The sequence below is a fragment of the Paenibacillus sp. SRL342 genome, assembly GCF_984798905.1.
In genome coordinates this window covers 3,719,663-3,733,005 of the sequence record NZ_OZ481790.1, presented here as the reverse complement: position 1 = coordinate 3,733,005, position 13,343 = coordinate 3,719,663, and the positions used below count along the sequence as shown (strand labels likewise).

The following is a 13,343-nucleotide window of genomic DNA, read 5'->3' as shown; positions in this document are numbered from 1 at the left end:
TAACAGTAAATATAAAAATGAAAGCGTTCTACATATGTTGTATCATACTTCAAAACCAGCGGAATGAGTATATTTTTGTGATTTGGTATGGCACAGATCATGTGAATCTTTCGCCGGGATCATTTTACTTTGATTGGGATGTTTGGCTTACTCCTCATGCAAAGAATATTAAAATATCGCCTTTATTTTACCTCAGGTATACAAAATTCTTGGTTTTCATTTACAAATAAATGCTAATCTTCTTAATGATGAACAAATGAATATAGACTCATGCATTCATTTTTGTTGTTGAGATATTACGAGGAGGAATCATTGTGAAATTATCCAAAAGAGTATTACCAGCGGTAGCGCTGACTCTGGCTGTATCGGCTTCTACTCTCTTGTCTGCAGGACAAGCAAGTGCGGTTCAAGCTGTAAGTGTGGAGAAAAAACAAATCAAGAACATCATCTTCCTCATTGGGGATGGCATGGGGACCTCTTATACTTCCGCCTACCGTTATATGAAAGATGATCCTTCAACGAAGGGCATGGACAAAACCGTATTTGACCCTTATCTTGTTGGGGCACAAATGACCTATCCGGATGATGATAAACAAAATGTGACGGATTCCGCTTCCGCAGCAACGGCTATGTCGGCGGGTGTGAAAACATACAATGCGGCCATTGCGGTTGACCCTGAGCAGAAGGAAGTCAAAACCGTACTTGAGCAGGCCAAAGAAAACGGCAAAGCCACCGGACTCGTGGCTACATCGGAGATCACTCATGCCACACCAGCTGCATTTGGTGCCCATGATATCAGTCGAAAAAATATGGATGCAATTGCGGACGATTATTATGATGAGTTGATTAATGGCAAGCATAAGGTGGATGTACTTCTTGGTGGAGGGAAATCCAATTTTGTACGCGAGGGTCGTGACCTGACGAAGGAGTTCCAGAAGGCCGGTTTCAGCTATGTGACGGATCGTTCCTCTCTCCTTGCTGATAAGAATCAACAAGTTCTTGGACTGTTTGCGGACGGAGGTCTGGACAAGTTGATTGATCGTACTGCTGCAACTCCATCATTGGCTGAGATGACCAATACAGCGATTGATCGTCTCAGTTCGAATGACAAAGGATTCTTTCTAATGGTCGAAGGCAGCCAGATCGACTGGGCAGGACATGATAATGATATCGTTGGTGCTATGAGTGAAATGGATGATTTCGCAGCAGCATTTCAGGCAGCTATTGATTTTGCCAAAAAAGACGGTGAAACACTTGTCGTAGCTACTGCCGACCACTCCACGGGCGGGCTTACGCTTGGAAAAGACGGAGAATACAACTTCTTCGTAGATCCAATCAAAGCTGCACTGCGCACACCTGACTTCATGGCAGCACAAATTGCAAAAGGTGCTTCGGTTGAAGAAACACTGAAAAGTTATCTCAAACTGGAGTTGAAACCGGAAGAGATTCAATGGGTGAAAGAAGCGGCCAAAAGTGCGGATGTAACAAAGATTGATAATGCCATTGAAGCGATTATTGATAACCGTTCATTTACGGGCTGGACAACAGGTGGACATACAGGTGAAGATGTTCCGGTCTATGCCTACGGTCCGGCAAGTCATCGCTTCGCCGGTTTGATCGACAACACAGATAATGCCAAGATCATATTTGATATTCTCAGCAAGCACCAATAATTCAATAGTTTAGGATCATCCCTTCTCTTCTTTCATCCGAAGAGAAGGGATTTTTTTCATATTTTCATGACCGAAACTTGTCCATTCACTTCGAGTATGGCGTACGCCTGTTCGGAATTTGCTAATATGCATTATATCCCATGGAGTTGGTTACCTTATACAAAACACGCTCGCATTGAAGGGAGAGAAATCCGATAAATGCAGTTAACGATTGGTTAAGGCAGATTGCCCACAACTATATTCTCATTGTCATTGCTGCGGTGCTCTTTTTTGCAGTCAAAGCAGTCATTGGGTTCTATACGTACAAGCATTATGACAAAAAATTGGATGCACTCACAGATAAGGTCGATCGTCTTCTGGAGGAGAAAACAACGGAGTGATGCTACTTATTGTGAGCTATAGAAGTAACAAGCTTTGGAGGAGAAAAGCATGTTAGGGAACATTCTGCTCGGTATGGTCATTCCCATTATATTGGGTGTATGGATTCTGCGTCGGAACTTTAAAATCCTTATTCTATATTATCCACTTGGTGTGGCTGTATCAGCATGCATCAACAATATCGGGTTCAATTACTTCTGGAATATTCTTCCGAATACTCATAATCAATCCTTGGCTGCTCTCCCAATGGATCTTGGAATCTATCCGATTGCCGGCTGCTTGATGATGTATGCCATTATCGTCAAAGGTGCCAAGCCATGGTTGGCGATTCTTGTTGCATCATTGTCGCTGACATTAATCGAATGGGTTGCCAAAATGATGGGGCATGTCATTTATTTTAATGGATGGAACATCCTTTGGACCTTTTTGTCATACCTCCTGCCATTTGTTCTTGCTTATGGTTACAGTAAAATATTGAGGTATACCAAGTGAAGTTTTACTGAAGCTTTCCCCTAATAAGGCAGGACAGATGATATGGGTTAACGCTGATGGGCATACGTGCATATCTTAACTCATATTCGTCTTGGAGGGATTCGTAATGTATGTGGCATATCCTTATGGTTACAGGTACACTTTTACTCCGGTATGGGCAACATCATCAGCCGAAGCACTTGAATTAATCAAAACAGCTGTGCAAGGAGAACGAAACGATGAGGTGTTCTATGATTCACTGATTCAGTTGTCACCCGATGCCAATCAGGCTGCCATCATCACGAGCATCCGCAATGATGAACGAGGACATAATCAAATGTTCCGCCAAATGTACAAGGATCTGACAGGTCAGGAGATTACGGGCATAAGCAGTGAGCCGGTTGAGACGGTCACCTCTTATCTTGCCGGACTGCAAAAGGCGTTTCATGGTGAATTGGCCGCCGTGGAAAAGTATAGAAAAATATGGTTTGGTCTCCCTTATGGCATTTATAAGGATACGGTGTGGGGAATCATCCTGGACGAACAGAAACATGCGGATAAATATAACAATCTGATTACCTACAATTTGCCGAGATAGTCATGTATGGGATGAATAACGCGCGTATTCTTTTAAAAATGAACAATTGAAAGCAGTAAAAAACCAGTGAATGAGTAAAGCTCACTGGTTTTTTTGCTTTGCCGAGTCTCTCTTTTATAATCCTGAGTTTAAATGCACTCTTCCAACATATCAGGTTCCACATGAACGTGAACGGTGTATACGTCATGCTCCTCCATCAACTCATTCTCCACATCTGTACAGATATCGTGTGCTTGTTGAAGATCCAGCTCTGCATCAACTGTTATGACAACGTCTACTACAACGTTATTGCCATAGTTCCGAGCTCTCACGTCTTTAACCGTCTCTACGCTGTCAATTCCGGCAATCGTTTTTTTGTATTCCTGAATCAGTTCAACATCAAAACCGTCCGTGAGATGATGTGTGGCTTCCTTGAAAATGTCCCAAGCGGTCTTGCAGATCAGAAAACCTACGATGACAGCCGTTACAGGGTCCAGCCATGGGAGGCCGAACTGGGAACCCACGATCCCAATGACCGTACCGGTGCTCACCCAGGCATCGGAGATATTATCTCGAGCTGCAGCCATGACTGCCTGACTTTTAATACGAGTAGCAAGTCTCTTGTTATAGCGATAGACCAGATACATGATAACTGCGCAGAAAATGCCTGTGTACCCAGCGATGATATCCGGAGATTCATGTTTACCCTGAAACACAGAACCAATGGCTTGAAACAGTACTTGTAAACCTACTGCCATCATAATGAAAGAAGCAACAAGTGACGCAACGGTCTCTGCTCTCCAGTGACCATATGTATGATCTGTGTCGGCTGGGCGTTGGGCAAGCTTCAAACCGATCAGTACAGCTATTGAGGCCACAATATCGGTGGCATTGTTTAATCCATCCGCCTTGAGCGCTTCTGATCCGGCCATATTGCCAACAATCAGTTTTAATACGGTCAAACATATGTAGGCGATAATGCTGATGATAGCTCCGCGCTCCCCCAGCTTTAGATTATCGTATTTAAGTTGATCCACATGATATCCTCCTGCAATCTTCAATTCTAGCACGTTTATGATGGTATCATTGATGATTTGTGTGGGTCTAGAGAAACGTTTTGAGTGTGACGAAACATAATCTGAAAGCGGCAATTTTTTTACGGGAATCCAAAAAAGTTGGATTTGGCAAACTTAAGTGATTTATGGGTGGTAAGAGGAAGGCGGCCGACTGCATTTCCTTGTAAACACACTTTCTTGCACCTAGACATAAAGAGCCGAATGGATCGTTTTGATCCACTCGGCTCTTAGCGTTATTTTACAATCATTTGTATAACGTCACTTACCGTTGTTCCACTTCCATTCATAATTCACTGCCATTATTCAGAAAGTGTCGGTTTAACTGGCACCTCATTGGCAAGCGGCTCCGAATCCTCGGAATGTCGTTCGAACATAACAGCGTCAACCCTCGTATAGATCATATCCGCAGGAAGTGTTGGCGGGTCTACCGTTGTAGGCGTAACCCTGGTTAACCGGACATACTCGCTGCCGTCACCCGTAAAGTCGAACGTCCCTAGATTAACCCAACCTGATGAGCCGACCGTTGCATCGATATAGGTGACCTCGGTACCCGCTTTATGTTTCACTTCCACTTTGACATTATTATCGTTTCCCGTCGTATGGACGAGCTTGTAGATCGAGACCGTATATTTCCCCTCTGGGAACTGGCCTTTCCACGTTGCTGATGAACCTTGAACTGTTGAATAGCGGGATTTAACCCCAATTTTGTATCCGGCTAAATTGCTTTGGCTCCACGACCCTTCTGTCGTGTATAACCCAGTTGTATCTGTACTGTCCACGATAACCGTTAGGTCCCTGATCGTGATGTTCAAAGGCGGTGTGGTTAAGGTCACACCGTCAATCGTGACCGTAGCCCATACCTCAATGTGATCCGTGTCCCCATCGAGATCGAGAAGGGTCAACACCCCACTGCTATTCACTTCGGCCAGATCCGTACGATCAACGAAATACTGCACATCGGCCTGTGTAAGATCACCGACCAAACCGTTATCCAAATAACCGGTTACGCTCAGTTGTGCGGTTTGAGTCATCTGCAGTTCGTTCCGATCGGACAGGATCACAGCAGACTCCAATTGCGGTACCCTGTTTGGGTCCACCCACATGATTGCATCGGCAACGACTCTGGACTTATTGGCCTTATTGGTTAGTTCCACGTACCCGCTATCGCCTGCAGCAAAAGGATAATCCCCCAGGTGCACCCAAGTACCATTCGCTGTTGTCTCATCAACTGTCACCGTATCGGAGCCTCCGCTATGATAAACGGTAAATGAGACATTTGTTGCCCAATTTTCACTCGCAGCCGTGATTTGCGGAATCTTATAATACACACTGTAAGTGACACTTTCCGGCAGCTCAGGCCGCCATCTCATTTTGCTTGTCGCTGTGCCGGTCGTAGATTTGGCATACACATAGTTATCATAATAATAATCGTTAGCCGTCGTATCCCTTATCCAGACGCCTTCTGTCTCCGCCTCCGTATTATCCACGATGATGGTTGAACTATCCTGCCCATCGGGTTGAACTGGAGTTTCCGATACCTGATCCGGCAGATAGAGTGTCCGCTTACGGGTCTGTTTCCCCTCCGATTCCACGTAATACGTGAAAGTTTGGGATAAATCATTCACCCGTATAGACCATTCCATCGGGTATATCGTATCTGGCACGGTTGTGTACGTTGCCCCGCCATCCAGGGAATAATGGATTGTCGCTGGTTTCGTCGTTTTGGCCTGCACATAAGCATCATAAACCGTTTCGTCAGGCTTAACGATCAGCATGCCTTTAACCGCATCAATTGGACTGTGGGTATCAAAGAAATAACTTGCATCCGATGTATCTGCCGTTCTGACCTGATGCAACGGTACATCAATATCAAGTCCCTCTACAATGATCGCGGTGATGCCCTTGCCTGAAACCGTGGCTTGAATGATTCCACCACTCATAACTGCTTGTTCTGGTGTACCATTGTCGCGGATGATCGTTACGGTGTAATCCTGTGCCGGGTTGAACCCAATAATTTGTTCATTTAATTCAATTGGAGTCTGAACTTCATCTGAAGATGCGTTGCTTAACCCGATGTAGAATTTATCCCCGCTCTCACCGGTTATCCAGTTTAATTGAGGATGATTGGTCTTAATAATCCCCTTGGGCATCCATAGCCAAACGTCGGAGTTACCATAAAATTGACCTGGTTTATTCCCATAGAGGTGATATTTGAACCATAAAAAATTCGTTTCAAATACGGAAGGAAACGTAATACTGCCGTTCGATTTCAATGATTGTTCGCTGATCAAATAATCCATCGTTTGCCCGAGCTGCCCCGGGATATGGTGATAATAGATGGATGTAGCCCCGCTTGGGCCTTCCAGAGGAAAGTCCGGTTCAAGTTGGCTAACGGCGAAGCCTTTATAATAATAACCTGGATAACTGGAATATCGTCCAATAACCGCATTATGAGCAATATCCTGCAGCAGTTCATCCCCTGTATAAAGCGACAATCTCAGCATGAACGGAGCTTCCTGAGCATTCATCCGATAATAGCCGGTGGTACTTCCTGCTTCAAACGTCAGTCCGCTCGGTGAAACAAGCCAACGCTCCGCTTGAACGCCTCCGGCAATATCTTCTGGAAGCTTGAGCCTAGGATATTGAAATTTCCCACTTTCCGGCCAATGGAACGACTCCGCGTAATTATATGTCTCCGGCTGAGGAATCGTAACGTTACCTTCAGGAACTGGACGAGCAACAAACATCGTTGCATACCGTTTGGCTTCCTTATAGGCGGCATCCAAGTATTTGGGATCCTGCGTTTCCTCATATAGCTCCAAGATCTCCATCCACAGCTTGCTATAATAATAAATGAACTCATTTTTACTCACATCGACAGATGCAGGCGTATCGATATGTTGCGTGATATAACTATCGGCTGCATCCTTCGCAGCTTGCAAATACTGCGCATCTCCCGTCATCCGATACATCATCAGAGGCTGAATGACAGGCCCACGGTCTTTCTGGTCAGGATCACGTACGAGGTACTCTTCCTGTGCCAGCGCCCCAATTCCTGCCGAAGTGCTCATCATCTGATTGACAGCGGCTACGCTTGAAACATCAAACGGCAGAGTAGCCATTTTCCATAAGGAAGGCACACCGTATACTTTCTTCTGCGTTGGCGACCAACCAATACCATTTCGCGATACGCCATACTGGACGGACGGCAGTGCTCTCGTATCGTATAACTGGTCATCCCCAGTTAAATAATAAGCTCCCAAAAGAACCGCATTTGAGCTTGTTCGGACGCTATCCTCGTTTTCGATATCAATAAAACCCTTGGCACGGCTCCACCACCCGCTGGGGGATGGGACATAATTAACAGAATCGTCCCCTTGTGGCTCAACCTTAAGCAAATCGATCATATTAAACATCGCGTCAGTAAGCGACTGATCTGACACATTTTCCCGGTATGCCGAATAATCGTACTCATTGCGAAGTATATCCGCGTAGGACTCATACAGATTGCTTTTTTGAGCGATTAGCCCCATATGAAATTGATACGTGTTTTCTGCGGTCATTTGCGAATAAGTCCCTAATTGAGGAGCGTAAAGGATGGGCTGCACACTGCCTTCATTGTTGACAAGACTCATGCCAAGCCGTTGTTTCGTCACGCCTCCCGTCGGTTCAAATTCAACCGGAAGCTCTGTCGAAGGTACAAATACGCCATACGTCAATGGACTTCCCGTACCATCATTTTTCTCAACCAGGCTCATCGGAGCGCTCAGCTCTCTTAAACTTGTTGATTCCACCGTACCTACCATTTTGGCATGTGACCTGAATCCATTTAACACTTCATTGATGCCCGAGACTGCCTCTGTTGTGAAGGACTGATATCCGATCACATAATTGCCGTCGCGGCGAGGCGTAAAGGCAAAAGAAACATCTGGTTTATCCCCTGCCATGGACCAGTTCACTTCAAAATCGTAATCACTGCCATGCGTAGAATCGGTTAATACCGCCGTCTGGCTGTCTGGAAAATGGACCCCGTCGAATGTAATCCAGCGTTTGTTCATCGTATCATAGTAATTGGTTCGGCTCCCCGCATTCCCGTCCAATAAAACCCATTGTTCCTCAAGTCTTTCCGATTCATTATTGATTGGAACCCAGTTCCCTGTCTCCGTGTTTTTGTAGAACATGTCACGAACGATGGATTTGCCTCCATCCCATACTGCCTCATGGAAGGTTGCTTTGTAGTTCGCATTTTCGATGCTGCCTTTCTCTGTGTAACTAAGATTTGCTAAGGTACGGCTTCTTAGCGGGGGCAACGGTGGTGCCTGTTGACGGATATTCCCCTCGAACTTGACTGCATCAGCCCGCGTAATAATTGTACCCGTGGAAGGCTGCGTTCGAGTCAGCCTGACAAATTCGCTATCATCACCACTAAACTCATACTCCCCCAGATCCACCCATCCAACCGATGGACCTGACGAAGGTCTAAGATCCATAAACTTAACATCTGTAATCCCGTTATGAACAATCTCAATTTTCACATTACTATCTGCTTTATCCGCCCAATCCAGCTTATAGAACGATATTCTCGCCGTCCCTGCTTCCAGGCGTGGATTCCATGTGATGCTTCTATTTACGGCGTCTGTAAATTTGGAACTGGAATTATTGTATCCCTTCACTCCTGCACTTGTTGTCCAATAAGGAGCGGAGAACCCGTTACTGACGTTGCCTGAATCAACCGTGACGACATGATCAATCGTGAGGCTTCCATCATCAATGATGATTGTCTTATGTGGCTCTTTCTGCCCTATATTCCCTTCGAACTTGACCGCATCCGCACGTGTAAGGATCGTGTTTGTGGTGCCGGTAGACCGGGTCAATTGAACAAATTCTTCACCAACACCGGAAAAATAGTACTCTCCCAAATCAACCCATCCCGTTGGTGCGCCAGATGAGGGTCTCAGATCCATAAAGACTACATCCGTCGTTCCATTATGAACAATTTCGATTTTCACATTGCTATCAGCCTTATCCGCCCAATCCAGCTTATAGAACGATATTTTCGCCGTTCCTGCTTCCAAGCGTGGATTCCATGTTATCGTTCTGCCTGCTGTACTTGTATATTTGGTGCTGGAAAGATCATACCCCTTCACCCCTGTGCTTGTAGTCCAATTTGGAGCCGAATATCCATTGTTCTCGTTACCCGCATCAGGTGTCACAACATCATTAATCTTAATGCTCCCGTCATCGATGATAATGGTCTGATAAGGTAAGGTCTCCGCGTAAGCGGCCCTTATACCGATCAGGCTGAAAGGAACTACGATCGTCAACATGAAAACGATGAAGAAAAACAGCTTCCTTTTGACCATACAATTCACAGCCTCTCCTCATAATGATAACGCTTCCAAAAAAATGAGTTGCCTTTTGCTCAAATGATTGTAAAAAAGCACTTAACCTTCCCCTTCTGCCTAGTCCCACTCTGTCGTTTTTATCTTAGCATGTTACATCACGGTGAAATTTCTTTCATTTTAAGAATTTCTTATACGATTTTAAGTAAAAAAAGAAACCTACATCCTAATTGATTGCTCAGTTGCAGTCAGATAGAATATAGGTTTTCCAAGTGTCCTATGAGGACTAATCAATTATAATGGCGGCTGCACCAATAACAACTTTCCAAGCTGAATGACCGTTTGATCATACCAAGCTGGATGCTGCCGAATATGTTCCATACTTCGTTTATTGCCACTTGCCTCAAACACGGCCGCTTTGTCAGTTTTCTCGTGATCGATCTCGAAGTGAACTGTATGTTTCCCATTTGGTAGCTCCGGCAAGAAAACATATTGATTTCGATTATGATCGTTATAGGGTGTGAATCGATCAACAAGGAAGGGTTCCCCTCCATCCACCGACACCTTCAATCGGCCAGAATCCGGCCCCCCGATATCAAATAAGCCGATGTGTGTTCCCTCAAACTCCACTGTGACCGTCTCTCCGGGATCAACTGCTCGCCATAAACCGGGGAACAACCAATCATACTGGCTTACTAAGGCAAAATCATCGGAAGTCATGTAAGACCATCCTGCCGAAAAATGACTAAGACGATCCAGTGGAAGCATGGTTGCATACTCCCAAGGATTGGCCGGGACCAAGGGGTCCTGCGGCAAGTGATGTTCGACCTTTCCCACGTGATCTCGAAGTTCACTCATTTTCTCAAACGACCGGGTGATGGTATCTGTGTAGATCTGATGTCCTTCGGGAATAGTGGGATGGATCGAATCATGCGTGAAAATAACGGCTCCGGGGATGGACACGTCTGCCCTTGAAGTAAAAATAAGCTTTCCATCCGAAACCAATCGACTGACCGCTACGCCCAGATGAATCGAAGGAATACCGTAATAATCGGCGACTTCCTCCTGCATAAGAGCGCCCTTCTGGTATTCGCCAGATTGAAATAAATCCATATCCCGCTCCTTGATCGTATATACAAACAGGATATCGGTAAACCTGCTCTGCTTGCGAATCTGTCGGACAATGCCTTCGATCCGCGCCTTGGATTCGGGAACTCCGCCATCGTTACCAACAAATTCAACAAATACGAGATCAGGCTGATGACGCAGCACATCTGTCTCCAAACGGGCACAGCCGAGGTCCGATCCTGTCCCATCAATGCCTGCGTTCACAGCGCGGATATCGGCATGGGGATATTTCCCTCGCAGCCAATCCGCCGTCATGACCCTGTATCCTTTCGAACGTGTATTACTGCCGCCAAAATAGACAATGGTTACTGTTTCTCCATTTTCCAACTTTTGAATGACATTAGGCAGCCCTCTTCGAGGGAAAAATTCCTTCATCGTGACTTCACCCGCCCTCACCTAGCGTTTTTAGGAGCAAAAAATTTTACAGCAAACACTTCATAATAAGGCGAACCATACGTTGCACAAAAATCAAACCGGATTTGGGTTACACCTTGTGCTTGCACCTGATGTTTGTTCAACGAAAGATAATTCCCGCGGACTTTAATTTCACTCTCGCTTCCGTCCTCTAACGTTAGGGTCACATCATAATCCTGGATCAGTGGTTCGATTGGATCGTCGAAATGCTCCAAATTCAGCTGCGAATTGAAAACAAGATGGATTTCATCCAGATTCTTGGGGCTTGCAAAACCAAATTCCAACCATTCCTGTCCTTCTGTACGTTCCGAAATCCAGCTGTTCGGCAGACCATAAGGTCTGGAGAAGCCGTTGACGACATTCGCAGGATTATATATATTCTGGGATGGAACCAGATCCTTGAAGCAAATGCTCTGATTAAGCTTCTTTAGCCTGGATGGCTCTTCCGGTCTATAAAGGAAGCTAACCGCTCCAGTCATTCTCTCCTCATTGCTGTGTAAAGTAAGGCCCGCCGTACCTTCCAATACGATGTAGATTTTGTCGTCTGCTGGCTTCTTGCAGCTGAGGTCCAGTGTAATCCAGTCATCATGACCCGATGAAATCGCCAAGTTGTAACCTTTCAGCTCGCTGGTGGGAATATAATTTTCCTTTCGATCCCCGCCAAACAGCTTCACATGCAACGTTTCCGAATGCTCGGAACTATTTTTAATTTTGATCTGCACGCTTTCAACCACGGATGTCTGGATCGGCAAGACCAAACATAACGCTTTCTCCAAGGAGATCTCTTCGGTTGGATGAAGTTGTTCATAACTTCGCTGAGACGAGGCACGAATCGTTAATCCGTCAGCGAAATATGGATCCAACGGCTCTTGAAGGCCTACAATCGTTTGCCCGTCGCGAAGCAGTTGCGCCTGAAGCTCATCCATATGGGCTTTGACTATGTTCGCGGGGTCTGTATCGTATTTTACGCATAACGCAGCAGCCGTTCCTACCGCCTGCCCCATACAACCGCAGGTTGCCATCACCCTTGTAGATCCAAAAGCCACATGGGTAGCACTTATATTGCGGCCAGCGAACATAAGATTAGGAATATTACGTGAAAACAAGCTGCGGAAAGGGATATTATACAATCCCGGCACAAAATTCCATGCTGTGGCCGGTCCCTCATCGTAGATGCCTTTATTTGCATGCAGATCCATATACCAGCCTCCGACGGATACCGCATCTTCGAAATGAGGCTTTGCTGTAAGATCGTTCTGAGACAGCATGTGTTCCCCTATAAACCGTCTCGACTCCCGCTTTCCCGGAATCGGGCATACATAATCCAGGATGAGGTTGTCTACATCATCAAACTCACCGCTATTTTTGATATAATCCCATATCCCGTACACCAATTTCCGCAGTTCCAATGCGATGTCTTCATTATTCTTGATAATATCCATATGTCCGCCGTATTCCAGCCACCACAATCCGCCAAGCCCGTTGATTTTCCTTGGAAAAGACCGATGGTTTAATCCTTTTCTGATACTATCAAAAAACTCCAGCTTCGTAATATCATACGCAAAGCCAGGCTTTGTGTAAGGAACGGAATAGTTTACGTCACGGGCTTGAAACAGAATCGTATCACCCATCGTGTAATGATCCGCCACTTCTGGAGCGAGCTCTTCCTGGTATTCATGCTTCGCCTCTCTTCCCCATCGGAAGTGAGCACCTGATTGATATCCAACAATTCCATCGCCGGAGCAATCAATGTAGGTCGGGCTTTCAAAACGAAATTTTCTCTCTGAAGCCAATTGAAGGCCCTCCACCCATTGAATTCTGCCGTTCTCCATGCCCGTTTCATGCACACATGTATTCAGAAATAGAGAAATGTTGGGCTCATCATACACCATGTCAAGCAAGACCGTATCCGAAAGTGAAAGCATAAGTTTTTTGTTGTATAACGGATTATAATGAAAGATCTTCAGTTTGAGTTCTTCCACCAACCCGCCTTCGCGAGCATAATAGGATGGACTGTTTCCGAGATATGCAGACCCGTTAATGTGAACTCTGACCTCGCTGCTCGCATTTCCCCCCAGAACCGGTCGATCATTAATAAGTGAAACCTGCAGCCCTTGGCGTGCGGCAGCAATGGCAGCACATATCCCGGCAATTCCTCCACCTATGACGGTTACATCTGCTTTCATAAGCTCCATTTTGATAACCTCCATGATTAGTTACTCCTATCATGGTAATGGTTTTGGTCCGTTTTTTTTTACAGGATTTCGCGAAAAAATCATACATT

7 protein-coding genes are annotated in these 13,343 nt (G+C 45.5%); 3 read left to right on the top strand and 4 right to left on the bottom strand.

The genetic code is table 11. The annotated features are described in order from the left end of the window. Positions 1 to 311: 311 nt before the first annotated feature. The 3 genes from AC4E8D_RS16360 (at position 312) to AC4E8D_RS16350 (ending at position 3,120) form a co-directional block, all read left to right on the top strand. Positions 312 to 1,673: an alkaline phosphatase gene (locus AC4E8D_RS16360; RefSeq protein WP_221821748.1), complete on the top strand. Its 1,362-nt coding sequence runs from the start codon at positions 312 to 314 to the stop codon at positions 1,671 to 1,673. A 429-nt stretch (positions 1,674 to 2,102) separates the two neighbouring features. Beyond that, positions 2,103 to 2,543, top strand: a complete 441-nt coding sequence (locus AC4E8D_RS16355) for a hypothetical protein (protein ID WP_339176722.1) — start codon at positions 2,103 to 2,105, stop codon at positions 2,541 to 2,543. A gap of 106 nt (positions 2,544 to 2,649) precedes the next feature. Beyond that, entirely contained in the window at positions 2,650 to 3,120 is a 471-nt protein-coding gene (locus tag AC4E8D_RS16350) for a ferritin family protein (protein WP_221821271.1), read from the top strand. 128 nt (positions 3,121 to 3,248) lie between these two features. Here AC4E8D_RS16350 and AC4E8D_RS16345 read toward each other — a convergent pair whose 3' ends face one another. The 4 genes from AC4E8D_RS16345 to AC4E8D_RS16330 all read right to left on the bottom strand — a co-directional run bounded on the left by AC4E8D_RS16345 (position 3,249) and on the right by AC4E8D_RS16330 (position 13,269). Beyond that, the gene (locus AC4E8D_RS16345; RefSeq protein WP_221821269.1) at positions 3,249 to 4,136 is read right to left on the bottom strand and encodes a cation diffusion facilitator family transporter; all 888 of its coding nucleotides are present in this window, start codon (positions 4,134 to 4,136) and stop codon (positions 3,249 to 3,251) included. Positions 4,137 to 4,474: 338 nt separating this feature from the next. Further along, on the bottom strand, positions 4,475 to 9,538 hold the full coding sequence (locus tag AC4E8D_RS16340) for a golvesin C-terminal-like domain-containing protein (protein ID WP_490204950.1): 5,064 nt from the start codon (positions 9,536 to 9,538) through the stop codon (positions 4,475 to 4,477). A gap of 273 nt (positions 9,539 to 9,811) precedes the next feature. Continuing rightward, a complete protein-coding gene (locus AC4E8D_RS16335) occupies positions 9,812 to 11,020 on the bottom strand; it encodes an SGNH/GDSL hydrolase family protein (protein WP_490204949.1) in 1,209 nt (402 codons plus the stop codon). 17 nt (positions 11,021 to 11,037) lie between these two features. Further along, a complete protein-coding gene (locus tag AC4E8D_RS16330) occupies positions 11,038 to 13,269 on the bottom strand; it encodes an FAD-dependent oxidoreductase (protein ID WP_490204948.1) in 2,232 nt (743 codons plus the stop codon). Between the last annotated feature and the right edge of the window lie 74 nt (positions 13,270 to 13,343).

Excerpts from the sequence above, each read along its gene's own strand:
- AC4E8D_RS16355 (WP_339176722.1), top strand. The coding sequence starts at position 2,103 with ATGTTAGGGAACATTCTGCTCGGTATGGTCATTCCCATTATATTGGGT.
- AC4E8D_RS16350 (WP_221821271.1), top strand. The coding sequence starts at position 2,650 with ATGTATGTGGCATATCCTTATGGTTACAGGTACACTTTTACTCCGGTA.
- AC4E8D_RS16340 (WP_490204950.1), bottom strand. The coding sequence starts at position 9,538 with ATGGTCAAAAGGAAGCTGTTTTTCTTCATCGTTTTCATGTTGACGATC.
- AC4E8D_RS16335 (WP_490204949.1), bottom strand. The coding sequence starts at position 11,020 with ATGAAGGAATTTTTCCCTCGAAGAGGGCTGCCTAATGTCATTCAAAAG.
- AC4E8D_RS16330 (WP_490204948.1), bottom strand. The coding sequence starts at position 13,269 with ATGGAGGTTATCAAAATGGAGCTTATGAAAGCAGATGTAACCGTCATA.